The following is a 25,892-nucleotide window of genomic DNA, read 5'->3' as shown; positions in this document are numbered from 1 at the left end:
CTGCGGCGGCAGGCCGCGCGCGAACTCACGGGCCGGCGCGACCGTGAAGGGCATATGGGCGCCGACGCACTGGAGGAACTGCTGCTCGGAGCTGAACACCGGGACGTACGGAGCGCCCTCGATCTCCACCGTCGGCAGGTCGAGCCCGGCACTGTCCGGCCCTCCGCCGTTCGGCAGCGGCACCCAGACCTGACTGCGGCCGAGCACCTCGACCAACCGCGCGCCCGCCCCTTCGCTGCCGAGCGAGGCCGTGAGCACCTCTTCGAGCTCGTTGCCCGGCCATGCTGTATTCACTCTGACTTCCCCTCCACCCTCGTACCTGCCGCTGCACCCTAACGCCTCGGGGTCAGGGCGCAGCGAGGAAAGCGATACGGCCCAGCGCTGCCGCCGCTTCCCTGTCGAGCAGGATCGCGGAGGCGCATCCGGCGGGCGGTCTGCCGCCCTCGGCGTCGCGCACCAGCCCCCGGACGGCGCGGCGGTGGCGGGCGAACGCGTAACCGGACACGCCTCTGCCGCGCTCGCGCTGTCCGGCGCGCGCGACCTCCGGGGGTACGTCCAGCAGGACCAGGTGCAGGTGCCCGCCGCGCCTGCGGGCGTCACCGGCCAGCCAGCGCCGGACCCACTTCTGGGTGCCGCAGTCGTGCACGACGACGCTCTCGCCGGAGCGCAGGGCCCGCCGTAACCCGAGGTAGTGCGCGATCCGCACGGCGGGGCGGTAGACCGCGTACGGGAGGAGGCGCGGCATCCGCCGGTCCCAACGGTCCCTGGCGTCCTGCGAGTCGATCCCGCCGCCGTCGGCGGTGCGCCGGATCAGGGTGGATTTGCCGCTGCCCGGCAGTCCGGAGACGACCACCAGGTCGCCGGTACGGAAGACAAGGCCGCCGGGGAGGCCGCCGGGGACCCGGCCGCCCCTGCCCCGTAGATCGCGGACGCCGGCCACCGGAAGGACCGTGACCGACGCGGACGGGGGCGCGGACGGGGGCGGCTGGGGTACGGAGGGGTGGGGCACGGAGGCCAGAGGTACGGGAGGAACAGAGGGAGCGGGCCGGGCCGGCTCCCCCGGGCTCCTCGTACGGACACCGGAGCGCTTCACCGTCATCGCCATGCCGTCCCCCTCGTCACGGACAATCACCCGACCCCATGCGTCTGCCCACAAAGTGTAAAGAATTGGTAATGCCGTGCAAGCCTTTCACGGGCCCGGGCGCGGCGGGGACGGTTGCGCTCCTGCCGCGCCGTCCGGGCGCACGGCATGCGATGATGTGCCCGCCAACTGCATACCGGCCGTTTGAATCCGCGCGGGAGAGTCCCGGTCACCGTGTGTACCGGGCGCCGAAGGAGCAAGTTCCTCCCTTGAATCTCTCAGGCCCCGTACCGCGTGGATGAGGCAGATCTGAAAAGCGGGCCGCGCTGTCGCGCGGTCCCACCCAAGGTGCAAACCACGGCCGCCGACACGCAGGTGCGGGGTCGTGGTGAACCTCTCAGGTTCCGATGACAGATGGGGAGGATCGTCCTCACCGTCCTGCCGTCATGCCCTGGGAGCCATCTTCATGAGCAAAGCCCCTCGCCTCACCGCGCTCGACGCCGTACACCGCGCCCTCGGCGCGACCATGACCGACTTCGCCGGCTGGGACATGCCGCTGCGCTACGGCAGCGAGCGCGACGAGCACAACGCCGTCCGCACCCGGGCCGGCCTCTTCGACCTCTCCCACATGGGTGAGATCACCGTGACGGGGCCGCGCGCCGCCGAGCTGCTGGACTACGCGCTGGTCGGCAACATCAGCGGGGTCGCCGTGGGCCGGGCCCGCTACACGATGATCTGCCGGGAGGACGGCGGAATCCTCGACGACCTGATCGTCTACCGCCTCGGTGACGACGAGTACATGGTCGTCGCGAACGCGTCCAACGCCCAGACCGTGCTGGACGCGCTGGTCGAGCGCGCGGTCGCTTTCGGGCCCGGGGACGCCAAGGGCGTCACCGTACGCGACGACCGTGACGCGTACGCCCTGCTCGCCGTACAGGGCCCGGAGTCCCCCGGCATCCTGAAGTCGCTGACCGACGCGGACCTGGACGGCCTCAAGTACTACGCGGGGCTGCCCGGCACCGTCGCCGGTGTCCCGGCGCTGATCGCCCGTACGGGCTACACCGGCGAGGACGGCTTCGAGCTGTTCGTCGAGCCGCGGTACGCCGAGCGGCTCTGGCAGGCGCTGACGGAGGCGGGCGCGTCCGTGGGCCTGATCCCCTGCGGCCTGTCCTGCCGTGACACGCTCCGCCTCGAAGCGGGCATGCCGCTGTACGGGAACGAGCTGTCGACGGCCCTGACGCCGTTCGACGCGGGACTCGGCCGGGTCGTGAAGTTCGAGAAGGCGGCCGGCACCGAGGACTTCGTCGGGCGGATGGCCCTCGCCACCGCGGCCGAACTCACCGCGGTCGCGCCGCCGCGCAAGCTGGTCGGCCTGATCGCCGAGGGCCGCAGGGTCCCGCGCGCCGGCTATCACGTCGTCGTGGGCGGCGCCGTCGTGGGCGAGGTCACCTCGGGCGCCCCCTCCCCGACGCTGGGCAGGCCGATCGCGATGGCGTACGTCGACGCCGCGTACGCGGAGCCCGGCACCCCGGACGTGGCGGTCGACATCCGGGGCTCCCACGAGCCGTACGAGGTCGTGGCGCTGCCGTTCTACAAGCGCCAGAAGTGATATGGACGTATCGGTCCGCATGACATCCGCACGACAGGTGTTCCCCACCACTCCCCCGCGTACAGGAGAATTCAGCTCATGAGCAACCCCCAGCAGCTTCGTTACAGCAAGGAGCACGAGTGGCTGACGGGCGCCGAGGACGGCGTGTCGACGGTCGGCATCACGGAGTTCGCGGCGAACGCCCTCGGCGACGTCGTGTTCGTCCAGCTCCCTGACGTCGGGGACACGGTGAGCGCGGGCGAGACCTGCGGCGAGCTGGAGTCCACCAAGTCGGTCAGCGACCTGTACGCCCCGGTGTCCGGCGAGGTCACCGAGACGAACCAGGACGTCGTGGACGATCCCTCGCTGGTGAACACGGCACCCTTCACGGGCGGCTGGCTGTTCAAGGTGCGCGTCGCCGATGAGCCGGGAGACCTGCTCACCGCCGACGAGTACACCGCTTTCTCCGGCAACTGACGGCAACTGACGTGCCACGGCAACCGATTCCCCAGGGACTGTGATGTCTTCGAAGTCGCTTCTGAACACCTCGCTCCATGAGCTCGACCCGGACGTCGCCGCCGCTGTCGACGCCGAACTCAACCGTCAGCAGTCCACCCTCGAAATGATCGCGTCGGAGAACTTCGCTCCGGTCGCCGTCATGGAGGCCCAGGGGTCGGTCCTGACCAACAAGTACGCGGAGGGCTACCCGGGACGCCGTTACTACGGCGGCTGTGAGTACGTCGATGTGATCGAGCAGATCGCCATCGACCGGGTGAAGGAGCTCTTCGGCGCCGAGCACGCGAACGTACAGCCGCACTCGGGCGCCCAGGCGAACGCGGCGGCGATGTTCGCGCTGCTGAAGCCGGGCGACACGATCATGGGTCTGAACCTCGCGCACGGCGGGCACCTCACCCACGGCATGAAGATCAACTTCTCCGGCAAGCTGTACAACGTGGTGCCGTACCACGTCGACGGCGAGTCGGGCCAGGTCGACATGGCCGAGGTCGAGCGCCTCGCCAAGGAGTCGCGCCCGCAGTTGATCGTGGCCGGCTGGTCGGCGTACCCCCGCCAGCTCGACTTCGCGGCCTTCCGGCGGATCGCCGACGAGGTCGGCGCCTACCTGATGGTCGACATGGCGCACTTCGCCGGTCTGGTCGCCGCGGGCCTGCACCCCAACCCGGTGCCGCACGCGCACGTCGTCACCACGACCACGCACAAGACTCTCGGCGGCCCGCGCGGCGGAGTGATCCTCTCCACGCAGGAGCTGGCGAAGAAGATCAACTCCGCGGTCTTCCCCGGTCAGCAGGGCGGCCCGCTGGAGCATGTCATCGCGGCCAAGGCGGTCTCCTTCAAGGTCGCTGCGAGCGAGGAGTTCAAGGAGCGCCAGCAGCGCACCCTGGACGGCGCGCGCATCCTCGCCGAGCGCCTGGGCCGCCCGGACGTCGCCGAGCACGGTGTCGCCGTGCTGTCCGGCGGTACGGACGTCCACCTGGTCCTCGTCGACCTGCGGAAGTCCGAGCTCGACGGCCGGCAGGCCGAGGACCGGCTGCACGAGGTCGGCATCACGGTGAACCGCAACGCCGTCCCGAACGACCCGCGCCCCCCGATGGTCACGTCGGGCCTGCGGATCGGCACCCCGGCGCTCGCCACCCGCGGCTTCACCGTGGAGGACTTCGCCGAGGTCGCCGATGTCATCGCGGCGGCGCTCAGGCCGGAGTTCGACCGCGACGCGCTGGCGGGACGGGTCTCGGCGCTGGCGGCGAAGTACCCGCTGTACCCGGACCTGTAAGCCGACTCACACCCGGCCGTACCAGCGTCTTCCCCGGGGCACCGCGCACACTGGAGTGTGCGCGGTGCCCCGCACCATGCGGCCCGCGTTCTTCCGCACCACCGCTTCCGCACCACAGCTTCCGCAGCACCTGTTCCGCACCACCCGGCAGACAACGGCGTCTACCAACCAGCTAGGAGTACCTCCCGTGGCCATCTCGGTCTTCGACCTGTTCTCGATCGGCATCGGCCCTTCCAGCTCCCATACGGTCGGCCCGATGCGCGCGGCCCGTATGTTCGCGCGCCGCCTGAAGAACGAGGGCCTCATCGCCCACACCACCCGGCTCAGGGCGGAGCTCTTCGGCTCCCTGGGCGCCACGGGCCACGGCCACGGCACCCCGAAGGCCGTGATGCTGGGGCTGGAGGGCAACTCCCCCCGTACGGTCGACGCCGAGAACGCGGACGCCGAGGCGGAACGTATCCGCAGCAGCGGCAGGCTCAGTGTCCTCGGCATGCACGAGATCGCCTTCGACGTGGACCAGGACCTGATCCTGCACCGCCGCAAGGCCCTCCCGTACCACGCCAACGGCATGACGGTCTTCGCCTACGACGCCGAAGGGACGCTGCTGCTGGAGAAGACGTACTACTCGGTGGGCGGCGGCTTCGTCGTCGACGAGGACGCGGTGGACGAGAACCGCATCAAGCTCGACGACACCGTGCTCAAGCACCCCTTCCGCACCGGCGACGAGCTGCTGCGGATGTCGGCGGAGAGCGGCCTGTCGATCTCCGCGCTGATGCTGGACAACGAGAAGGCGTGGCGTACGGAGGCCGAGATCCGCGCCGGGCTGCTGGAGATCTGGGGGGTCATGCAGGCGTGCGTCTCGCGCGGCATGTCCCGCGAGGGCATCCTCCCCGGCGGCCTGAAGGTCCGCAGGCGCGCCGCCCACTCGGCCCGCCAACTGCGCGCCGAGGGCGATCCGCAGGTGCACGCCATGGAGTGGATCACGCTCTACGCGATGGCCGTGAACGAGGAGAACGCGGCGGGCGGCCGGGTCGTCACGGCCCCCACCAACGGCGCGGCGGGCATCATCCCCGCGGTCCTGCACTACTACATGAACTTCGCGGCCGGCGGCGCCACGGCGGAGGAGAAGGACGACAACGTGGTCCGCTTCCTGCTCGCCGCCGGAGCGATCGGCATGCTCTTCAAGGAGAACGCCTCCATCTCCGGCGCCGAGGTCGGCTGCCAGGGCGAGGTCGGCTCGGCCTGCTCGATGGCGGCGGGCGCACTCGCCGAGGTGCTCGGCGGCAGCCCCGAGCAGGTGGAGAACGCGGCGGAGATCGGCATGGAACACAACCTGGGCCTGACCTGCGACCCGGTGGGCGGCCTGGTACAGATCCCGTGCATCGAACGCAACGGCATGGCGGCGGTGAAGGCCGTGACCGCGGCGAAGATGGCGCTGCGGGGCGACGGCAACCACAAGGTCTCGCTGGACAAGGTCATCAAGACGATGAAGGAGACGGGCGCCGACATGTCCGTGAAGTACAAGGAGACAGCGCGCGGCGGGCTCGCCGTGAACATCATCGAGTGCTGACTCACAGCTTCTGATCAGGTGTTTCCCATCTTCCAGCTCTGTCACGGGCTTTCCCGCTCGCACTGCGGATCGTCCCTGGACAGTCCCTCTGACAGAGCTGAAATTCCCTGAAAAGTTCCCGGCGCTTCGCTCCTCCGCGGTAGCACCGACGCCGACGAACCACACGAACCGACTCGTACGTGGACTGTCCTTGGCTGTGATGGCGGCACGGGTGGAGCACCGACGCGCCCTACCGCGAGACCGCCGGCGAAGTCAGGCGATACACCGCCCAAGGCATCCTCGTCGCCGACATGGAAGCAGCGGCGGTCTTCGCCGTCGCCGAGCGCCGGAGCATCCACGCGGCAGCCGGCTTCGTCGTCGCCGACTCCCTCCTCCACCGACAACCACGCGCCGACTCTCCCGCCACAACCAAAGCTCTGCACTCGTTGTTCACCGCCGCACTCACCGCTCTGCCGAACGACCGTTCAGACACCGCTCCCACAGTGTCCAAGACACTAAAGTGAGCCATCCGCAGAGCAAACGCACGGCCAATTCCACCTTGCGGGCTCGCCCCGTGACGAGCAGGGCTGCGGGCTGCCAGCCGGTTCGACAGGCGGACCCGCTTCCTCCTCACCGGCCCTGACCTCTCCCCGCAACGCAGCGAAGGACACCCACCCACGTGAGCACAGGTGCACCGCGCGCGTCCGTCGGCGCCGTCGTACTGACCATGAACGACCGCCCCGAGGAGTTCCCCCGGGCCATGGCCTCGCTCCTGGCCCAGGAAGGCATCGACCTCGACGTCGTGGTCGTCGGCAACGGCTGCACCCCCCAGCAGATCCCACCCGGCGTACGCACCGTGGACCTGCCCGACAACGTCGGTATCCCCGAAGGCCGCAACATCGGCGCCGACAACGTCAAAGGCGACTACCTCTTCTTCTTCGACAACGACGCCTACCTGCCCGACACGCACGTTCTCGTCAGCCTCGTCGCGGAACTCCACGAGGACCCCCAACTCGCCTACGCCCAGCCCCGCATCACCGACCCGGACACCCATATCACCCTGCGTCGATGGGTCCCACGCCTCCGCGCCGCCGACCCCTCACGCCCAGGCACCGTGACCGTCATGGCCGAAGGCGTCGTACTCGTACGCCGCGACGCATTCGACAAGGCCGGCGGCTGGCCAGGACACTTCTTCCTCTTCCACGAGGGCATCGACCTGGCCTGGAGACTGTGGAACGAAGGACACACCGGCCGCTACGTGCCCGACATCATCGTCCACCACCCAGCCACCGACCCGGCCCGCCACGACACGTTCTACCGGCTCAACGCCCGAAACCGCGTCTGGCTCGCCCGCCGCAACCTCCCCCGCCCACTCATCCCCCTCAACCTCGCCACCTGGATCCTCATCACCCTGTGGCGCGTACGGAATCGCTCAGCCCTGCGCGTCTCCCTCACCGGATTCCGAGAAGGCCTCCGAGGCGGCCAAGGCACACAGCGCCCCATGAGCTGGCGTACCGTCGCCCGCCTCACCCGCGCAGGGCGCCCCCCGATCCTCTAAGCGGGTGTTCGCTGCGGGGATGCCGGTGGACATGGGCAGACCAGATCGCCCGGTTGTGAGGTGGATCTTCGACCCGCGTCTCTTCAGACGAGGCGGATCGAGCGCCCTTGTCGATCGGTGCGGCTGATCAGCCCCCGCTCCTCCATCCGGCGCTGCTGGTAGGCGAAGTAGCTGCTGCTGGACAGGCCGACTGCCCGGCCGATCTCCCGGATCGTCGGCTCCTCCCCGTACTCCGCGATCCGTCCTGGGCACACGCGGGATTTCCTCCTGGCGCTTCGCTCCTGGTCCGCTGGCGCAGCCGCACCAATCGGGTCGACAGCCGGAGCAGACGCCGGCGCAGCAGGGTGTTCAAGTAGGGGTTGGCGGGGGCGGCGAGTGCCTCGTAGGTGGCTCTCCAGGCGTGCTGGGTTCGTGCCAGGTCATCGAGGGCGGCAATGGGAGTGGAGTCCATCCCGATATTAGAACTCATGTTCGAATGACCCGCGAGGGCGCATCACTCCTTAACGAGCACTTTATGTAACTGATCGGATACGTTTAGTTGCATGTTGATGTGGGCGGGGCTTCGGATGTCCCGGCCTGTGCTGTGGCGGCTGGTGCTGGTCACGGTGCTGGCCGGGCTGCTCCACCTGCTCGGCTGCGCTCACGGCGCGCAGGCCGCCGGGCTGCCGCGGACCGACTCGCTGGCTGCCGTTTCGGCCACCGCCTGTCCGCCCGCGCATGGCGGGCCGGCTGTCCGGTTCACCGATCCGGTTCTGTGCGACCACGGGGCAGGGATGGGGTGCGCCGGGGTGGACGAGCACGCCGCGTACGGCCCCCGGGCAGACCTGCCCGCGCCTCCTGCGGTTGACGACGGACTCCTCCTGCCCGGGGACGTCGGGCGGCAGTCCGCGATGAGCCGGGCGTTCTGCGGCATCAAGGGTGGCGGTCACCAGGCGGAGAACAGCCGCACGCGCGCGGTGTTGGGAGTGTGGCGGACCTGAGCGGACCGTGCCGCTGGTCGCGCCCGTGAGCGCGTGCCCGGCGGCGCCCTCGTTCCCGACGGTTCTGTCCTCGAACATTCCGGCCTGCCCCGCCCTGACCGGGCGATGCGGCGGCCGGCAGGAGACCTGTGCGATGAACTCCTCTCTCATGCCCTCTTTCGCCCCCGCGCCGGCCCAGTTGCTGAGCGGTGCCGCCCGCCGGGCCCACAGCCCGGCCGCCCTGGTCGGTGATACCCCGGTGCTGTGGGTCGGCGAGCCCTTCACGGATGCCGGACGCGGCTTCTGGGCGAAGCTTGAAGGCCACAACCCCGGCGGGATCAAGGACCGTACCGCCCTGTTCATGGTGGAACGCGCCCGTGAGCGCGGCGATCTGCTGCCCGGTGCGCGGATCGTGGAATCCACCTCCGGCACGCTCGGACTGGGACTCGCGCTTGCCGGGATCGTCTACGGCCACCCGGTGACCGTCGTCACGGACCCCGGCATGGAGCCCCTGGTGTCGGGACTGCTCGCCGCCTACGGCGCTGACGTGCAGAGCGTCTCGGAGCCCCATCCGGTGGGCGGCTGGCAGCAGGCGCGCCGTGACCGTGTCTCCGAACTCCTCGTGCTCCACCCGGACGCGTGGTGCCCGGATCAGTACCACAATCCCGACAACGTGAGCGCCTACGCGGGTCTCGCCCGGGAACTGGTTGCCCAGCTCGGGCGGATCGACGCCCTGGTGGTGAGCGTGGGTACGGGCGGGCACTCCGCCGGCGTCGCCTCAGTACTGCGCGGTTACTTCCCGGCCTTGAAGGTGGTGGGCGTCGACACGCCCGGCTCGACCATTTTCGGTCAGGAGGCCACGCCCCGGCTGATGCGGGGGCTGGGCAGCAGCATCTACCCGCGCAACGTCGACTACACCCTCTTCGACGAGGTCCACTGGGTCGCGGCCGGTGAGGCGGTGTGGGCGGCGCGGGCGCTGGCCCGCTCCCGGTACGCCACCGGCGGGTGGAGCGTGGGCGCGGTCGCCCTGGTCGCCCGCCATCTCGCCGCCACCCTGCCGGCCGAGGCCCGGATCGCCGCCGTGTTCCCCGACGGCCCGCACCGCTATGCCGGCACCGTCTTCGACGACACCTGGTGCCGGGAACGCCAACTCCTGGGATGCGAACCGGCCGACGCCCCGGACCGGATCACCCACGGTGGGGAACGGGTGATCACCCGGTGGACGAAGTGCGAAACCGTCCTGGACCCCGCCCCGCCCCCTGCCGGGCAGGGCGTTGTCGCGGGTGCGGCGGGCCTGGCGGGTGCGGCGGGCCTGGCGGGAGTGGCGGGCCTGGCGGGAGTGGGCCGGTGAAGAGCCTGTGGACCTCCACGCTGAGCTTCCCGCCCGCCGTGCGGCTGCTGATGGTTAACCAATTCGCCATCAACCTCGCCTTCTACATGCTCATGCCCTACCTCGCCGCTCACCTCGCTGGTGAGCTCGGTCTTGCCGCGTGGGCGGTCGGCCTGGTGCTGGGCGTACGGAACTTCTCCCAGCAGGGCATGTTCCTCATCGGCGGCACGATCGCCGACCGCTTCGGCTACAAAGCCCCGATCATGGCCGGGTGTCTGCTGCGAACAGCCGGGTTCGCCCTGCTGGGCGTCGTGGACAGCCTGCCCGTCCTCGTTGTCGCCTCGGCCGCCACCGGCTTCGCCGGCGCACTGTTCAACCCGGCCGTACGCGCCTACCTCGCTGCCGAAGCCGGAGAGGAGCGGCGGGTGGAGGCGTTCGCGACGTTCAACGTCTACTACCAGGCCGGAATGCTGGCCGGGCCCCTGGTCGGACTGGCGCTGCTGGCCGCCGACTTCCGCCTCGTGTGCCTGATCGCCGCGGGCATCTTCGCCCTCCTGACCCTCATGCAGGGCCGGTCGCTGCCCGCTCGCCGTGGCGCTGAGCCCGGCGGGCAGGCGGGCGGGGTGCCGGCGCAGTGGCGAACGGTGGTGGCCAACCGGCCGTTCCTGCTGTTCTCGTTTGCGATGATCGGCTCCTACGTGCTGACCTTCCAGGTCTACCTGGCGCTGCCGCTGGCCGCGGGGGACGCGTTCGGGGCGGCCGGCACGAAAGCCACCAGCCTGCTGTTCGTCCTGTCCGCGGCGGTGGCCGTCGCCGGGCAGTTGCGGCTGACCGGCTGGGCGAAAAACCGGTGGAACGGTGAACAGGCACTTGTGCGCGGCCTCGCCCTGATGGGCCTGGCCTTCACACCGCTCGCCCTGCTCGCGGCGAGCGGCCGGGCCGTACCGGGTGCGGTGGCGCTGGCCGCGCTGGCCGGGGCGGTGATCGCCCTGTCCGCCGGCAGTGCGATCGTCTACCCCTTGGAGATGGACACCATCGTCTCCCTGGCCGGCAACCGCCTGGTCGCCACCCACTACGGCCTCTACAACACCGTCTCCGGTATCGGCATCACCCTGGGCAACCTGGCCACCGGCGCCCTGTGGGACTACGCCCAGCAGCACCGGGCACTGTGGCTGGTGTGGACCGCGCTGGCACTGACCGGCGCCGCCTGCGCGAGCGCCGTCCTGGCCCTGGCACGCAGCGGGCGGCTCACCGCGCCCGTACCGCAGCCCGCGATCGCCTGACGGCGGGCCACCCGGGCCGGGCGCGCGGGGAACGGTCCCGTTTCCTCGCACACCCGGCCCTCAGTCACCGGCCCACCCATGCCGAGCGGCGCCGCAGCCACCACGCGGTGACGCCGCCCACGGCAAGCAGGACAGCCGCGACGGTCCCGACGAGCGCGCCCGTCCCCGGTCCGTCACCGCTGTCACTGCCGGCTGCGGTTTCGGCGAAGTGCTCACCGCCGCCGGTGAGATGGCGGGGGTACTCGGGGCCGCGCTTGACGCGCCGGCGCCGGCGGGGCGCTGAGGGCGAGGGGGCTGGCGCCGGGCGCGACATGGTGGGCCAGGCCCGCCAGGCCCACACTCGCGGCCGCGAACGGCGCAGCCCGTACGATGCGGCCCCGGCCGGGGCGGTGACGGCGATACGAAGGGGGTGTCTGGGCCGGCTCATCATCCCCTGGACCCCGTCCCCGTATGACTGTCTTCCCGCAAGTACTTCCCCCGCCACACCACCGGCTGACATACCCGCAGGTCAGCGGCATGTTATTGGTACTGACAACGGACACCAGTGCAGCCTTTGCCGATCGGGCCCGGGTGCGCTTCACTTCGCGGGGCCTCACCACCGAACGCCCTCACCACCAAGGGGAGACCAACGGGCATGAGCGGGCACCAGGAACATCCCGACACCCCGGGCGGCCATGCCGGGCACTCCCACGGGGTGGCGGCCGACGCCGACCGGCGCTGGCTGGCCACAGCCCTGGCACTAATCACCGCCTTCATGGCCGTCGAAGTCGTCGTCAGCCTTGCCTCCGGCTCCCTCGCGCTGCTCTCGGACGCGGCACACATGCTCACCGACGCCGCCTCCATCGCCCTCGCCCTGATCGCGATGCGCCTGGCCGCCCGCCCCGCCCGCGGCACCTTCACCTACGGGCTCAAGCGCGCCGAAATCCTCTCCGCCCAGGCCAACGGCCTCACCCTGCTGCTCCTCGCGCTCTGGCTCGGCTACGAAGCCGTCCGCCGCCTCATCGACCCGCCCAGTGTCCAGGGCGGCCTGATCCTCGCCACCGCGCTCGCCGGGATCGTCGTCAACATCGCGGCCGCCTGGTGCATCTCCAAGGCCAACCGCACCTCCCTGAACGTCGAGGGCGCCTATCAGCACATCCTCAACGACCTGTTCGCGTTCATCGGCACCGCCGTCGCCGGCCTGATCATCCTCACCACGGGCTATGTGCGCGCGGACGCCATCGCCACCCTCCTCGTCGTCGTCCTCATGCTCAAGGCCGGCTACGGCCTGGTCCGCGAATCAGGGCGGATCCTCCTCGAAGCCGCCCCAGCCGGCGTCGACCCCGACGCCATCGGCGACCAACTGGCCGCCCAGCCCTCCGTCGTCGAAATCCACGACCTGCACGTATGGGCCATCACCTCGGGCCAGCCCGCCCTGTCCGCCCATGTCCTGGTCACCCCCGGCGGCGACTGCCACGCCGTACGCCGCGACCTCGAACAACTCCTCGGCACCGACCACCACATCACCCACACCACCCTCCAGGTCGACCACGCACCCCAGGAAACCCTCACCCTCACCGGGCCGCCCCCCACCGGGGACCCCGCGCACTGCGACGAGCCGCACGGCCCCACCCACCGTGACCAGCCCCACGATCACTGACCCCCGGCCACCATCCCCCGGCCACCATTCGGTACCAGCGTCCGCACCGCTCCGGGACGTCGGGCTCGCCTGTCGGGTCCATCGAGGCACGGATGGCGTCCTGTCCGCCTGCCGGACAGAGGCAGGGGCGGCCTTTTCGCCGCGGCGGATCACCGCGCGTCCCGGGCGGCGCGGGTCCAGGCGGCATCGCGCAGTAGCCGCAAGCCGTTGAGGCCCACGATGACGGTGGAGCCTTCGTGGCCGAGCACGCCGAGCGGGAGCGGCAGATGGCCCGCCAGGTCCCAGATGACCAGGCCGGAGATGAACACCGCGGCGATGATGAGGTTTTGCACCACCAGACGGCGGGCGGCGCGGGACAGACGGATGACGGTGGGGATGGTCGCGAGTTCGTCGCGGACGATGACGGCGCTGGCGGTTTCCAGGGCGAGGTCGGAGCCGGCGCGGCCCATGGCGATGCCGATGTGGGCGGCGGCGAGTGCGGGGGCGTCGTTGACACCGTCGCCGATGACCAGCACCTTGCGCCCGCCCGCCTCCAGGCGCCGTACGGCTTCGACCTTGTCCTGGGGCAGGAGACCGGCGTGGACGTCGTCGCCGGTGATGCCGATCTCGGCGGCCAGGCGGGCGGCGGCGCGCGGGTTGTCGCCCGTCACCAGCATCGGCGTGCTGCCGGTCAGTGCGGTCAGGGCTGTGACGGTCGTCGCGGCATCGGGCCGCGGCCGGTCCGCGAGGCCCAGCACCCCGACCGGGACGCCGTCGCGCAGGACCAGGACCGCGGTGCGCCCGCCGCCCTCCAGGTCGGCCGCGACCTCGGCGGCACGGACCGGGACGGGGGCGTCATCGTTGTCGTCAAGGAGCCGGGCTGGGGCGCCGACCGCAACCGTGTGACCGTTCACGGTCGCGGTGACGCCGGTGCCCGGAGTGGAGATGAAGTCCTGCATGCCGACGATGGCCAGGCCCCGGGTGCGCGCGGCGTCGACGACCGCACGGGCCAACGGGTGCTCGCTGGGGTGCTCGACAGCAGCCGCCAGCGCCAGCAGGGCGCTCTCGTCCAGACCGGAGCCGTCCAGGGGTCGGATGTCGGTGACGCGAGGTGTGCCCTCGGTGAGGGTGCCGGTCTTGTCGAGGGCGACCGCGTCGATCTGCCCGAGGCGTTCCATGACGACGGCGGATTTCACCAGGACGCCGTGGCGTCCGGCGTTGGCGATGGCCGAGAGCAGGGGCGGCATCGTCGCCAGGACCACGGCGCAGGGTGAGGCGACGATCATGAAGGTCATGGCCCTCAGCAGTGATCCGCTCAGGTCCGCGCCGAACGCGAGCGGGATGAGGAAGACCGCCAGGGTCGCGACGACCATGCCCAGGCTGTAGCGCTGCTCGACCTTCTCGATGAACAACTGGGTGGGCGCCTTGGTCTCGGAGGCTTCCTGGACCATGGCCACGATCCGGGCGATCACCGAGTCGGACGCGTCCCGCTCGACCTTCACCCACAGGGCGCCGGTGCCGTTCAGTGTGCCGGCGAAGACCTCGTCACCGGTTTCCTTCGCCATCGGCAGCGGCTCGCCGGTAATGGTGGCCTGGTCGACCTCGCCGGCCCCGTCCACCACGCGGCCGTCCGCGCCGACCCGTTCGCCGGGCCGTACCAGGATGGTGTCCCCGACCACCAGGTCGGCGGTGGCGACGCTCTCCTCACTCCCGTCGCTGGTCAGCCGGGTCGCGGTGGTGGGCGCGAGGTCGAGCAGACCGTGCACCGCGTCCTGGGTGCGGGCGGTCGCCAGGGCCTCCAGTGCGCCGGAGGTGGCGAAGATGACGATCAGCAGCGCGCCGTCCATCACCTGCCCGATCGAGGCCGCACCGAGCGCGGCCACGATCATCAACAGGTCCACATCAAGGGTCTTCTCCCGCAGCGCCGTCAGCCCCGCCCAGGCCGGCTCCCACCCGCCGGTGACGTAGGCGGCGGCATAGAGAGGCCCCCACGACCAGGCGGGTGCACCGGTCAGATGCAGCGGCAGTGCGATCAGAAACAGCATCAGCGCGGCGGCGGCCCAGCGAGCCTCGGCCAGGGCGAACACCCGGGTACGCCGTTTCGGCGCCGTACGCGATGTGGCCGGAGCTGCCCGTTCGGGCCGCTGGAGCAGGTCGGAAGGCATGACAAAACAACCCTTCAGGGCGGAAGACGACGGCACCTCCACCGTACATGAATATATGAACAGGTATTCATGTACTGCCGGTAGGATGGGCGGCATGGGTCACGGAGCCGACGACAAGAACCACGCCACCCCCCGCGAGCGCCTGGACGCGGCGGGGGCCGGCGACGTCGCCGCCACCCTCCAGGCCCTGGCCACCCCCTCGCGGCTGTACATCCTGGCCCGCCTTCAGGAAGGCCCCTGCGCCGTCGGCGACCTCGCCGAGGCCGTGGGCATGGAAGCCTCCGCCTGCTCCCACCAACTCCGCCTGCTGCGCAACCTCGGGCTCGTCACAGGCGAGCGCCGGGGCCGCTCCATCGTCTACGGCCTGTACGACAACCACGTGGCCGAACTCCTGGAACAGGCCCTCTTCCACGTCGAGCACCTGCGGCTCGGCCTGCGCGACGCCCCCGCCGCCGAAGTGGCGCCGGCGGCCCGGCAGTAGGCGGTCACGTTCCCGCCTTCTCGGAGCCGAGGTCGCGGAAAGCGGTGCCGGAAGGGCGGGTACGAGATCAGTTCCGCGGGCCGGGTAGCACGCGGATCGTGCTCGACTCGTCGGCGCTCCGCCGAAGCTGATGACTCCCGGCTTCCTGGACCTGAACGACCCGGGCGAATCGCTCCTTGAGTCGGAGTGCGGCGGCGCTCCGACCAGGAGGCGGATCATGGCGTCAGTGGTGGCGCGGATTTCGGATCTGTCGTCGGCGAAGCCCGAGATGTCGGCGAGGACGGCACCGATCGCTGCGGCGAGTTCTTCCGGAAGGGCAGATCAGCCCCCTGGTCAACCCACCACTCGCCGGGCCGCCCGCCCGCCCCGGCTCACCGCCGCCGCATGACGGTCATGGGCCACCACCCGGCCTTGGGGCCACTCGTGGGAGTTGTCCCGCCGATGGCTCAAGATCCACAACGGTCGGATGGCGGGACCGGCCGGGCTGCCGGAACCTGTCGCCGGTGGCCTGGGATTCCCGGCCAGCCACAGAGCCCCTGACAGAAGGAGTCCCATGCGTGTCCTGTACGCGCGCCTGCTGCCGGTCCTGGCCGTGTTCGCGGCCGTGGCGGGCCTGGTCGCTCTGAGTTTCGGACAGCCCTCCGCCGCTTCCGCCTCCGGTTCCGCCGTCCGCGAGCCGTACGGCGCCGGGATCCGCGCGGAGACCGCCACGTACACCCCTCCCGTACCGACCCCTCAGGCGCCGGCGCCCGGGAAGCCTTCGCCTCCCGCCGTACCCTCGAAGAACCCCCTGCCCGTGCCGCCCCCGAGCGCGGACCCCTGTCAGTCGGTCAACGGGATCCCGGCGAGCACCGCCTGCTCCGGCGTGGCGCAGAACCAGGCGGCCAACGACAAGTGCCAGGTGGAGAACTTCCACAACTGCGCCAAGCCGATCACCGGCCCTGCGCAGGAGACCTGGCAGCAGAACCAGAACGGCCACGCCCAGGCGCAGCAGGATTTCCACGCCGTCCAGCGGGACCAGTCCGCTGCGGGCGGCGCGGCGGAGCTGTGCGGTTCCTCCTCCGGGATGCGGGACCGGCTGAGCGACTCGGATGTGATCGTTCCCCCCTCCGAGTGGTGGGCCTGCTGATCAGTCCGCCCGGTCCGGTGCCCCGTGCCGCCGGGCCCTTCCCCACCCCAGCCCCAGTGCTCCAGACAAGGAGATGTCCGTGTCACGACGCCTCGTGCGCCGCTGCATGACCACCCTGCTCGGTGGCTCCCTCTTACTCGCGGCCCCGCCCCTCCCGGCCGTCGCGGCCGAGGAGGTCGCCGTGCCCATCGAGAACCCCGACGCCGCCGTGCCCGAGATGACGGCCGCGGCGCCCGCGACGAAGGCTCCCGACCGGTGGACGGGAGTGCAGGTCCAGCACTTCCCCAAAGCACTCGCGGCCCATCCCGACGGGCTCCAGGCAGTCTCCCTGAACTCTTCGGGACCGGGCACTCTGACGACCCGGCTGTGGCGGGTGCAGAAGGGCTCGAAGATCACTGTGACCTGGGACGACAGTTCCAGCACCCACGCCGACTGCAAGCAGAGCGATGTCGGCGACGGGCAGCGCTACGAGGTGGTCGCACCCGGGACGTCGGCCGGCGCTCCCGTACCCGCGCAGTTCACCACCAAGGGCACCGACAAGGGCACAGCCGCCTGGCAGTCCGGCCGTTCGTACTCCTTCACGGCCGAGGAGAACAACCCGAAGGTCACCTTCACCTCGAAGCAGCCGGACAAGGCGTCCAAGTGCGGCCCGCTGCTGACCCGGTTCCGCGCCCAGCAGGTGCCCGCGCCCGTACCGTACAAGGACAAGAAGCCGCAGCTTCCGATGCCCGAGGCGTACAAGAACCATGAAGCGGTCCCGCCCAAGGACGTCGTGACGGCGTGCAACTCCGCCGACGCCTGCCGCTTCGAGAAGGACGAACGCTACTCCTTCCAGTACTACGACCGGCCGCGCATGGTGGGCCAGGCGTACATCAACTGCACCCGGAACGCCGTCACCGACGAACGTCTGGTGGACTGGCAGGAGTACCCGTACGACAACCTCACCCAGTACTTCGTGGCGGTGGAGAAGAAGCCGCTCAATCCGCGGCAGCCGCTCAACGAGAGCCTCAAGGAGATCGCCGTGCAGATCGGCGGCGGTTTCACCCGGGCCGACGGCAACCCGGTGGAGATGGCCACCACCAACCCGCTGCTGTGGAACCGCAAGGAACAGCGCAAGGTCGCCGTCACCGTCCAGCCGGGCGAGGTCAGTTGGGTCGAGGTGCAGCCGGCGCGGGAGCGCCTCACCGGCACCCTGGTGAAGACCCCGGATCTGCGCCTCGACGTCACCGTGGACGTGGCGTCGGGTGCCTTCGGCGACCGCTTCTACCAGCGGACCGGACCGCTCAGCCAGGTCGAGTTGGCCCGCTGCGCCGACTCCCGCTACAACGAGCGGACCCCGGACGAGACGATCGGTGCTCCGACCCTGCGCGCCGGAATCCCGGTGACCGGGCTGCTTCAGGTGGCCGCGCGTGCCTCGGACGCCGGGACCCGGGTCAGGCCCGTCACCGTCGCCCCGGTCGAGGAGTCCCGGACCCGCTGACGGGGGTCGTACGCCGCTGCGCGAGGGGAAGGGCGGCCGGATCGGATCCGGCCGCCCTTCGTCACCCGTACGGCGGCGGACGGTTCAGCCGACCCGCCGCCAGGTCGTCCGGTCCGGGTCCAGGACATAGCGGCCGGTGGGCGTGCCCGTTCGGGGCGCGGGGGCGGCCCGGCGGAGGCTGCGGCGCTCATCGGGCTGGGCGGCCTCGGCGCCCTTGGGCCGCAGGGTCTGGCACTTGTCGGGGTTGGTGAAGGTCTGTGCCACCACGGTGCTGGAGTTCACCGTGGAGGGGCCGTCCACGGCGACGTTCTTGACCAGCTTGCCCGTGCCGTCCACCACGAGGTCCCCGACGACGCGGGTCATCGCGTTCAGCGCACCGAACTGCAGCTCGTCATTGGCCTTGATGGTGAATGCCACCTCGGTCGTCTCGGTGTTGGTCATGCTCCAGGTGTGGTTCCAAGTGCCCTTGAACGCCGCGGTGAACGCGCCCTTCAGCGCGAGGTGGATGTTGCTCTTGCCGGCCACGGTGGTGCTGCCCGTCTCCGTCATCTGCTCGGTGTTGGTGGTCTGGTGCTGGACGGTGGCGCTGTCCTTGGCGGTGCCCTCGACCTTGGTCTCCTGGTTGGGGCCCTTGTCCTTGGGGGCGGTGTGATTCGTCGAACCGATGGTGGCGGTGGTCTCCTTGGTCGCGCTGGCCGTGTCGCTCTCCTGGTGCGTCTGCTGCGCGGAGACCGTACCCGTGCCCGAACCGCTGACCTCGTTGTCGGTCGCCACCTCCCCCTCGATGGTGCCGCTGCCGGAGATCTCCCCGCCGATGTTGTCGGCGCTGCTGGACGTCAGTGTCACCGTCCGCTTGACGGTCATCGGTTCACTGGTGCAGTTGATGGCGCCGTTGGCCACGGAGTGCACGGCGCTGGTGTATTCACGGGAGCGTTTCGGATCGAGCCGGAACGAGCAGCTCTGTCTCCCGGGCCGGCCGCACAGTTGTGTCACCTCCGACACCGCCCCGAGCGCCCGCTCCCCGTCGAAGGCCTGAGCCCTGGGCGTGGGACCGGGAGAGGCGTCGCCGTCCCGCGCGGTGGCCACCTCGGGCGCCATGAGAGTCAGAGTGAGGACGGACAGCGCCGGAAGGACCAACGCCGTACGGCGGACCAACTGCCGCCGGGTGGGGTGAAGCGGTGCGGGGTGGACCATGGGAGTCTCCTTGTCATCGCCCGGACCGGGCGGCTGTCCTGACGGCACATCACACCGGTCGCGGGCAGACGTCACCGCGGGCCTCGTGCCCGTGGCGGCATCTCCATCGTCAGTGGGCCTTGCGGGCGTTGCGACCGCTCCTCCCGCCGACTACGCCGATCGGGCGGCGCTGTACGGCACATGGGTGGCGGAACAAACACGATGGAAGTAGTTTCCCCGGGTGCCGCGCGGGCCCGTGCCACGATTTTGCCGATCAGTGGCGCCGGGCGCGTCACGCATTCAGCACAAGGAGTTCGGGCATGGCCAAGAGGAAAACCCGACTGCGGGTCAGGAACGCGGGCGGACACGTGAAGAACGCGACCGCCAAAATCGTCGCCACCCTTCACAGCATTCCCGAGAACGAGCCTGTCGAGGGCGAGGACATCGAGTTCTACACCGGCGACGGGGACGACTCCCTCGGTTCGGCACGGACCAACGACCGTGGCGAGGCGGAGCTCAACGCCGGCAACAACTACCTTCAGCCGCTGAAGTGGGGCAGGGCGCTGGAGGGCGGCCTCAGCGCCGAGTACTTCGGCAGCGCCGAGTTCCAGTCCCACCCCAGGGTGAGGGCGACGATGGAACCGGGCGCCTGAGAAAGACGCGATCGTGCCCGCGGTGATCCTGGCGGGGCGGTGCCGTACCTGATCCCGCCCCGTACACGGCTGAAACCGGCGCACCCCCGGCGCGGTTTGCGCCGGGGGTGCGCCCGTCGGGCGCGCGGTGGTGGGCCGCGCCGTGTTGTGGCGGGCCCACCAGCGGTGTTGGAGTCTGTCGTCGGGGGCTTCGGTCAGCGGAAGACCGGCGCCTTCTCCTTGCGCAGCGAGTTCATCACCGTGTCGTTGAGGTTCAGGTGGTGGCGAATCGTTGCGGACGGCGTCAGCGCCATCCACTGGACGAGACTGACGTCCTCGAACCGGGGTGTCTTGAACATCTCGAGCATCTTGACCGGCTGGTCACCGATGTTCTCGATGTAGTGTCCCGTCGCGAAGGGGACGTAGCCGACGTCGCCCGCCATGAAGTTGAACGTGCGGTTGCGGCCGGAGTTGGTGAAGACACCCATCCGCGCCTGTCCGGAGATGTAGTACTGCCACTCATCGTTGTTCGGGTGCCAGTGCAGCTCGCGGATGGCTCCGGGCTCGATCTCCACCAGGGCCGCCGAAGTGGTGATGGAGGCCGCGAAGTTGGACGAGTCGACGATTCGTACCGTGCCACCGCTGGTGCGGAGGGGAGGCTGCGAGTCCAGGCGGTGCTTGAAGGAGCGAGGCACGTCGCCGGTGGGGCTGAGAACCCTGTCGGATTCCAGTCCGGGCGGTACAGCGCCGTTGAAGATGTACAGCTCGGACGTGGGGATCGAGGCGAAGTTCTCCTCGGGGACGCCGAAGTTCTTCACGAGCACCGAACGCGGCGTGTGCGCGAACCAATCGCTTATCAGGAACGTGTCGTTCTCGGAGAACTCACCGTCGTTGAAGACGAGGAGAAACTCCACGCCGTCGTCCAGCGCCTGGATGTGGTGAGGAATGGAAGTTGCGGCCTTCCTGGTCGACGGCGCTGATGCGGCAACTGCCCTGCAGGACGTAGGCCCACTCGGACTGCTTGTGCCAGTGCAGTTCCCGGATGGCACCGGGCTTGAGGCGCATGTTCACGCCGGAGAGTGTTGTCGCGATAGGCATTTCCCGCTGGGTCACTTCGCGCGCCCACCCACCGGCGTCGAGACGCATATGGGCCTGCGAGAAGGAGAATTTGAGGTTCGGTACCGTGCCGGAGTCGGTTTTCGGAGGCAGGAGCACATCCGGATTCTGCAGGTCCATCTCCACGTTGCGCGGTCCGATGTCGGTCGCGCCCTGCCCGTCGCGGATGGGCTGCGGGACGTCGCGTACCTGATTCTCGGTCATGGGCTTTTCCTTCCAACGGGGAATCTCGGTAGGAGACTCGGAGGGGGACTCGGTTTCCGTACTGTGGGCGACTCCTGTCACCTCGTGTCACCGCCGCCACAGGGGGCGGATGCCTGCGTCAGCCTGTGACCATGGTTGCGATGAGGTAGGCGTTCAGGCTGATGATCAGGCCGCACACCAGGACTCCGGCGGCCGTGGTGACGGGCCGGTTGACCAGTTCACCCGTCAGGTCCCGTCGCCGGGTGATCAACACCAGGGGTACGAGGGCGAACGGGATGCCGAAGGCGAGGACGACCTGGCTGAAGACGAGTGTCGAGGTGACGGGAAGGCCGATCGACAGGATCACCAGAGCGGGCGCCATGGTCAGGGCCCGCCGTACGAACAGGGGTATGTGGCGGCGGAGACAGCCCTGCATGATCACCTGGCCCGCGCACGTTCCCACGCTCGCCGACGAGATACCGGAAGCCAGGAGCGCCGCAGCGAAGGCGAGTGCCGCCCCGCCTCCCACGACCTGGGACAGGCTGGTGTGGGCCGCGGTGATCGCGTCTGTTCCAGCGGCGGGTCCGCCCGCGCGGAACAGCGCGACGGACAGGCACAGCATCACGAGGTTGACAGCCCCTGCGAGGGCGAATCCCAGTCCGCAGTCGATCCGGAGGTAGCGCAGCAGCCGCCGCTTGTCGCCCGGCTTGCTGGACAGCACCCGCCGCTGGGTGAGCGCGGAGTGGAGGTAGACGGCGTGGGGCATGACGGTGGCGCCGACGATGCCGCCCGCGAGGAGGACCGACGATCCGCCGGGCAGATGCGGCGTGAGTCCCGCCGCTGTGCCCGCGGCCGACTGGTGGCCCACCGCGCGGAGTTGCGCCTGCACGCCCTTGAATCGCTCTCCCGCGCCCACCGGGAGGCAGGTCACTTCGGCCGGTCCCTGGACGCCGCGCTCCTGGCTGTCGCGGGCGAGCCGTTGCGTGAGAGCGCGCGCAGGGAGGCCATCGACACCTACCTGGCGGAGGGAAACACCGTCGAGGCCGTCCGCCACTTCGTGGAATTCCGCCGCCTTCTGCGCGAGGACCTGGGCCTGCCCCCTCGCCCGCGCTGCGCCAGATGATGAACCCGTGGATGAGTGCCGCGCAGAGGCGAGGGTCACGGCGCGGTGGCGGCCCCGGGCAATGCTCGTCCCATGGCTACTAATCCTCCTGACAACCCGATCGGGGTCGCCGTCCTGCGCGTCTGGTGGGAACCAGGAAGCAAGCCCGCCCTGCGGGCTCGTCTGCTGGTCGTCAACGACGCGCAGGAGGCACCGGCCGAATACGCCACCGCCGCGGGCATCGACGACGTCTGCGCGGACATACGATCATGGCTTCGCGAGTGGTCGGAGCTCCAACCGCCGCAGGGTGGCTGACCGTCGAAGGCCCCCGGTGCCGGGCCCGAGGCCGCTGCCGGCCTCCGCTCGCGTACGGCACGGCCGTAGGTTCCCACGCGTCACGTGTCGGCGAGATCCTGTTCGGCCCAGATCGTCTTGCCCCTCTCCGAGAAGCGCGTCCCCCAGTGCCGGCTGACGGAAGCGACGATGAACAGGCCGCGTCCGCCCTCGTCCTGGATCCGGGCGTGGCGCAGGTGTGGAGCGGTGTCGGAGTCGTCGGAGACTTCGACGGTCAGCGTCGTCCGGTCCTGGATGAGCCGGAGCCGGATGGGGCCTATGGCGTGGCGGATGACATTGGTGGCGAGCTCGCTGACCACCAGGTCGGTGGCGAAGGTCTGCTCCTCCAGACCCCACTGCTCCAGTTGGTGACGTGCCGCCCGTCTCGCCTCCCCCACCGAGGCCGGCTCCGGGGGAAAGGTCCAGTCGATGACGCGGTCCGGATCGAGGGACCTGAGCTTGGCGACGAGGACGACCGCCCCGTCCAGCGAGCTGCCCTGGAGCAGTTTGTACGCCACCGCGTCGCACACCTCGTCGGGATGCGCCGTCGGGTCGCTGATCGTCTCGCGCAGCCGGCTGAGGCGGTCGTGGGCCTCCGCCGGGTGGCCGTCCACGACACTGTCCGAATACATGCACAGCAGGGTCCCGGCCGGCAGGGTGGTCGTGCGCATCTCGTACGGGGCGCCCTGGCCGAGCGCCGCACCGCGCGCCACGTCGAGCGGGCTGACGATGCCGCCGGGGCTGGTGACCAGGGGGCCGCCGTGTCCCGCGGAAGCGGCCGTACACGCCCCGATGATCGGGTCGTACGTCAGATACAAACAGGACGCGGCGAGCGGCGGGCGTGCGTGGTGCAGGGTCTCCGGGTCCTCCTCCTGCTCGTGTGCCAGGCGCTGCATGGCATCGTCGAGGTGGGCCAGCAGTTCGTCCGGGGGCAGCTCCATCGAGGCCAGCGTGGACGCGGCGGTCCGCAGCCGCCCCATCGCCACCGAGGCCTGGAGATCCTCCCCGCGGACGAAGCCGACGATCAGTCCGACCCGGCAGCCGGACAGCGGCAGGACATCGAACCAGTGGGCGCCGCACCGGCCGGGAAGGTAGCAGTGCGACGACTCGATCGCCGAGACCTCCGGCGGTACGCGCGGCAGCAGACTGCGCTGAAGGGTCACAGCGACCGTGTGCTCACGGGTGAAGCGGCGCGCGTTGTCGATGCACAGCGCGGTGAATCCGGTGAGTTCCTCGGCCAGCGCCAGGTCCTCTTCGTCGAAGCGGTCGGGGCGAGAGCTGTCCCGGTAGTAGCTGACCATGCCCATCACCAGCCCGTGCACGGTCAACGGGGCGACAATGATCGAGTGCGCACCGGACCGGGCGACGAAATCGGCCCGTGAGGGGTCGTGGAGCAGCCACCCGGTGGACGAGGAGACCGAGGCGAGCAGTCGCGGTCGCAGATCGGCCAGTGCCTGGGTGTGCGGCGTGGGAAACGCGATGTAGCTGGCACCGCCGATCGGATACGCCCCGTACTGGACATGGCGGCCCTGGAACGCGGCCCGCCGCATCGGCAGCCTGCTGGTCACCGGGCCGATGGGAGCGTCCCCGTTGAGGACAGCTTCCAACAGGTCGACAGCGACGGCGTCGGCGAAGTCCGGAACAGCCATGGCGGCCAGCTCCTGAGAGGTACGAAGCGCGTCCAGGCTGCTGCCGATCCTGGCCCGCGCGGTGTCCAGCAGATCCAGCTCCTCCCGCCTGCGAACCAGCTCCGTCACGTCGTGGACCATCGCAGCGGCCCCTATCGGCCGGCCGGCCTGGCGCAGGGGGTACCCGGTGACGACGTACTCGTGCCGGCGTCCCGAATCGGCCTCCGGGTGAGCGGTCACCCGCCGATCGGAAACCGTGACGCCGGTCTCCACCGCCTCCCGTACGACCGGCGAGATCCGCATCGCGGAGTCCAAGGTCTCGATCCGCGCCCCGATCACCGCACTCGCGGGCAGACCGCGCATGGACAGGATCGCCTGGTTGGCCCGGATGATTCGCAGGTTCGTGTCATAGACCTCGAATCCCGCTTTGGCCTGCTCGAATACGGCTTTCTCGAAGCTGTCTGCCCCGTGGGACGGTCCCCCGCCGGTCTCGGGACGACGGGTCACTGTCCGTCTCCACGACGCATGGTTGACCTCATTCCGATCGACGGGACCAGTCAACCTCTCTCCTGGCTCGCTCTGCCACCGAGGCCGGGCGTCCGGGTGATTCCGGGGAACGGCCGACGCGCCGCGCGGCCGCGCACGTGCACGGGGGGCTGGTCCCCCAGCGGATTGACGAAGTGGCCCGCCGTCCACGAGCTGCGGCGTCACCGGGCGCCGCGCCACCGGCGCGCCGGGTTCCGCCGACGCCGGAGCGGGTGCGACATTGGTCCGGAATCGGCGATCTGCTCCTCTTCACCGCAAATATCCCTCATGGCCTGGGATCAGACGGCTCGTCGGCGGCGGCTCCGACCGTCGTGGCGACCCGACAGGTCCCGGAGGGAACCCAGAACGTCTGTCTCATCCGGGAAAACGGATGGATCAATGAGAGGTCGTGCCCGATGGCCGCTCGCCGATCGGAGCCGGGACTCCACGGGCTCTTCAACCGAGTCAAGGCAACCCTGCGCGACATCACGGCGGACCCCCGGCACGCCGATGTCCGCCTGCTGCTGCTGGCCCTCACCGTGCTGGCCGGCGCTGTCGACGCGGTGAGCATCCTCAGCCTCGGCCATGTCTTCGTGTCCAACATGACGGGGAACACGGTCTTCACCAGTCTCAAATTGGCGGGCGCGCCCGGCCCGGCCCTGGCGTCGTCGTTCTCGGCGGTGGGCGGTTTCGTCTTCGGTGTGCTGGTGTCCCGGATCCCCGCGGGGCGGGAGCGGATGCCGGTCGCGCTGGTGCGCAACAGCGTCTTCTGGCAGGCCCTGCTGCTCACGGCGGCAGCAGTGCTCTCGGCCGTCGCGGGCCCGCACCCGTCGGACGCGCCTCTCCGCGTGCTGCTCGCGGTCGCCGCCACGGCCATGGGGATGCAGAACTCCCTGGCCGACCGGGTCGGCGTGGCGGGGATGACGACCACGGTGATGACCCGGGCCATCGTGGGGCTGGTCAACGCGATCGGCACCACCTGGTCCGTGACCCTGACATTCCAGGCGCTGAGCATCTGCGCCCTCGTCGCGGGCGTCATGCTCGGTGCGCAGTTGGTCGACCATGTGTCGCCCGAGGCGGCGCTGGGCTGTATCGCGGCCGCGGCATGGACCGTGGCCCTCCTGGCGCACGTCCGGCTCAACGGCTCACGGAAGCGCGACCGGCCCCGGACTTCTGATCGGTGACCGCGC

Annotated in this window: 25 protein-coding genes, 1 pseudogene and 1 riboswitch; of the genes and pseudogenes, 17 read left to right on the top strand and 9 right to left on the bottom strand. The window is 70.2% G+C overall.

The window, feature by feature from the left end; genetic code table 11:
* Together QR77_RS49265 and QR77_RS29455 are read right to left on the bottom strand one after the other, a co-directional pair.
* Positions 1–294 (bottom strand): SseB family protein (locus QR77_RS49265; protein ID WP_040025044.1); only part of this gene is annotated, 294 nt, incomplete at its 3' end.
* 52 nt (positions 295–346) lie between these two features.
* Entirely contained in the window at positions 347–1,099 is a 753-nt protein-coding gene (locus tag QR77_RS29455; RefSeq protein WP_040028873.1) for an AAA family ATPase, read from the bottom strand.
* 187 nt (positions 1,100–1,286) lie between these two features.
* Positions 1,287–1,384: riboswitch (glycine riboswitch) on the top strand.
* A gap of 163 nt (positions 1,385–1,547) precedes the next feature.
* Between QR77_RS29455 and gcvT the strand changes: the two genes are divergently transcribed.
* From gcvT to QR77_RS29430, 6 genes and pseudogenes are all read left to right on the top strand, one after another.
* Positions 1,548–2,690: a glycine cleavage system aminomethyltransferase GcvT gene (gcvT, locus tag QR77_RS29450; protein ID WP_040025043.1), complete on the top strand. Its 1,143-nt coding sequence runs from the start codon at positions 1,548–1,550 to the stop codon at positions 2,688–2,690.
* Positions 2,691–2,768: 78 nt separating this feature from the next.
* Positions 2,769–3,146, top strand: coding sequence for a glycine cleavage system protein GcvH (gcvH, locus tag QR77_RS29445; protein ID WP_040025042.1), 378 nt, complete (start codon positions 2,769–2,771; stop codon positions 3,144–3,146).
* 43 nt (positions 3,147–3,189) lie between these two features.
* The gene (glyA, locus tag QR77_RS29440; protein ID WP_040025041.1) at positions 3,190–4,458 is read left to right on the top strand and encodes a serine hydroxymethyltransferase; all 1,269 of its coding nucleotides are present in this window, start codon (positions 3,190–3,192) and stop codon (positions 4,456–4,458) included.
* Positions 4,459–4,645: 187 nt separating this feature from the next.
* Positions 4,646–6,028 (top strand): L-serine ammonia-lyase, encoded by a 1,383-nt coding sequence (locus QR77_RS29435; protein WP_040025040.1) that lies wholly within the window; start codon positions 4,646–4,648, stop codon positions 6,026–6,028.
* A gap of 224 nt (positions 6,029–6,252) precedes the next feature.
* Positions 6,253–6,531: pseudogene (locus QR77_RS44145) on the top strand (phosphorylase); the annotation flags it as partial.
* 155 nt (positions 6,532–6,686) lie between these two features.
* A complete protein-coding gene (locus tag QR77_RS29430) occupies positions 6,687–7,565 on the top strand; it encodes a glycosyltransferase family 2 protein (protein WP_040025039.1) in 879 nt (292 codons plus the stop codon).
* Between the two features lie 83 nt (positions 7,566–7,648).
* Here the strand turns inward: QR77_RS29430 and QR77_RS44140 are convergent, their stop codons facing one another.
* Positions 7,649–7,819, bottom strand: coding sequence for a hypothetical protein (locus QR77_RS44140; RefSeq protein ID WP_078877306.1), 171 nt, complete (start codon positions 7,817–7,819; stop codon positions 7,649–7,651).
* A gap of 288 nt (positions 7,820–8,107) precedes the next feature.
* On the opposite strand from QR77_RS44140, the gene QR77_RS29420 reads away from it, so the two are divergent.
* The 4 genes from QR77_RS29420 to QR77_RS29405 all read left to right on the top strand — a co-directional run bounded on the left by QR77_RS29420 (position 8,108) and on the right by QR77_RS29405 (position 12,776).
* Positions 8,108–8,545 (top strand): hypothetical protein, encoded by a 438-nt coding sequence (locus QR77_RS29420; RefSeq protein ID WP_040025036.1) that lies wholly within the window; start codon positions 8,108–8,110, stop codon positions 8,543–8,545.
* Between the two features lie 133 nt (positions 8,546–8,678).
* Entirely contained in the window at positions 8,679–9,875 is a 1,197-nt protein-coding gene (locus tag QR77_RS29415; protein ID WP_052489145.1) for a PLP-dependent cysteine synthase family protein, read from the top strand.
* Positions 9,872–11,137 (top strand): MFS transporter, encoded by a 1,266-nt coding sequence (locus QR77_RS29410; RefSeq protein ID WP_040025035.1) that lies wholly within the window; start codon positions 9,872–9,874, stop codon positions 11,135–11,137. Before QR77_RS29415 ends, QR77_RS29410 begins: the two co-directional genes overlap by 4 nt.
* A 634-nt stretch (positions 11,138–11,771) precedes the next feature.
* Positions 11,772–12,776, top strand: a complete 1,005-nt coding sequence (locus QR77_RS29405) for a cation diffusion facilitator family transporter (protein ID WP_040025034.1) — start codon at positions 11,772–11,774, stop codon at positions 12,774–12,776.
* A gap of 149 nt (positions 12,777–12,925) precedes the next feature.
* Here QR77_RS29405 and QR77_RS29400 read toward each other — a convergent pair whose 3' ends face one another.
* A complete protein-coding gene (locus QR77_RS29400) occupies positions 12,926–14,920 on the bottom strand; it encodes a heavy metal translocating P-type ATPase (RefSeq protein ID WP_040025033.1) in 1,995 nt (664 codons plus the stop codon).
* Positions 14,921–15,014: 94 nt separating this feature from the next.
* Between QR77_RS29400 and QR77_RS29395 the strand changes: the two genes are divergently transcribed.
* From QR77_RS29395 to QR77_RS29385, 3 genes are all read left to right on the top strand, one after another.
* The gene (locus QR77_RS29395) at positions 15,015–15,401 is read left to right on the top strand and encodes a metalloregulator ArsR/SmtB family transcription factor (RefSeq protein WP_040028871.1); all 387 of its coding nucleotides are present in this window, start codon (positions 15,015–15,017) and stop codon (positions 15,399–15,401) included.
* A gap of 553 nt (positions 15,402–15,954) precedes the next feature.
* Positions 15,955–16,530, top strand: coding sequence for a hypothetical protein (locus QR77_RS29390; protein WP_040025032.1), 576 nt, complete (start codon positions 15,955–15,957; stop codon positions 16,528–16,530).
* A gap of 79 nt (positions 16,531–16,609) precedes the next feature.
* Positions 16,610–18,010: a hypothetical protein gene (locus tag QR77_RS29385; RefSeq protein ID WP_052489751.1), complete on the top strand. Its 1,401-nt coding sequence runs from the start codon at positions 16,610–16,612 to the stop codon at positions 18,008–18,010.
* A gap of 84 nt (positions 18,011–18,094) precedes the next feature.
* Here QR77_RS29385 and QR77_RS29380 read toward each other — a convergent pair whose 3' ends face one another.
* Positions 18,095–19,204 carry a hypothetical protein gene (locus QR77_RS29380; RefSeq protein ID WP_236710852.1) on the bottom strand — a complete coding sequence of 370 codons (1,110 nt, stop codon included), beginning with the start codon at positions 19,202–19,204 and terminating at the stop codon, positions 18,095–18,097.
* Between the two features lie 299 nt (positions 19,205–19,503).
* On the opposite strand from QR77_RS29380, the gene QR77_RS29375 reads away from it, so the two are divergent.
* A complete protein-coding gene (locus QR77_RS29375; protein WP_040025030.1) occupies positions 19,504–19,836 on the top strand; it encodes a hypothetical protein in 333 nt (110 codons plus the stop codon).
* A gap of 194 nt (positions 19,837–20,030) precedes the next feature.
* Here the strand turns inward: QR77_RS29375 and QR77_RS50075 are convergent, their stop codons facing one another.
* The 3 genes from QR77_RS50075 to QR77_RS49260 all read right to left on the bottom strand — a co-directional run bounded on the left by QR77_RS50075 (position 20,031) and on the right by QR77_RS49260 (position 22,003).
* The gene (locus tag QR77_RS50075) at positions 20,031–20,729 is read right to left on the bottom strand and encodes a cupin domain-containing protein (protein WP_347359802.1); all 699 of its coding nucleotides are present in this window, start codon (positions 20,727–20,729) and stop codon (positions 20,031–20,033) included.
* On the bottom strand, positions 20,698–21,135 hold the full coding sequence (locus QR77_RS50070) for a cupin domain-containing protein (protein ID WP_347359801.1): 438 nt from the start codon (positions 21,133–21,135) through the stop codon (positions 20,698–20,700). The genes QR77_RS50075 and QR77_RS50070 overlap by 32 nt, the downstream gene beginning before the upstream one ends.
* A gap of 118 nt (positions 21,136–21,253) precedes the next feature.
* Complete coding sequence (locus QR77_RS49260; protein WP_236710851.1) at positions 21,254–22,003, bottom strand: Nramp family divalent metal transporter; 750 nt, start codon at positions 22,001–22,003, stop codon at positions 21,254–21,256.
* Here QR77_RS49260 and QR77_RS49255 point away from each other — a divergent pair.
* Complete coding sequence (locus QR77_RS49255; protein WP_236710850.1) at positions 21,992–22,237, top strand: bacterial transcriptional activator domain-containing protein; 246 nt, start codon at positions 21,992–21,994, stop codon at positions 22,235–22,237. The two genes, QR77_RS49260 and QR77_RS49255, sit on opposite strands and share 12 nt — an antisense overlap.
* A 72-nt stretch (positions 22,238–22,309) precedes the next feature.
* Positions 22,310–22,531: a hypothetical protein gene (locus tag QR77_RS49250; RefSeq protein ID WP_236710849.1), complete on the top strand. Its 222-nt coding sequence runs from the start codon at positions 22,310–22,312 to the stop codon at positions 22,529–22,531.
* Between the two features lie 80 nt (positions 22,532–22,611).
* On the opposite strand, the gene QR77_RS29355 is transcribed toward QR77_RS49250, so the two are convergent.
* Positions 22,612–24,684 carry a SpoIIE family protein phosphatase gene (locus tag QR77_RS29355; protein ID WP_052489144.1) on the bottom strand — a complete coding sequence of 691 codons (2,073 nt, stop codon included), beginning with the start codon at positions 24,682–24,684 and terminating at the stop codon, positions 22,612–22,614.
* A gap of 434 nt (positions 24,685–25,118) precedes the next feature.
* Between QR77_RS29355 and QR77_RS42475 the strand changes: the two genes are divergently transcribed.
* A complete protein-coding gene (locus QR77_RS42475; RefSeq protein ID WP_052489143.1) occupies positions 25,119–25,886 on the top strand; it encodes a YoaK family protein in 768 nt (255 codons plus the stop codon).
* Positions 25,887–25,892 lie beyond the last annotated feature (6 nt).

The organism is Streptomyces sp. 150FB (assembly GCF_000818195.1).
Lineage (GTDB): Bacteria > Actinomycetota > Actinomycetes > Streptomycetales > Streptomycetaceae > Streptomyces.
This window is presented reverse-complemented; position numbering and strand designations above follow the sequence as displayed.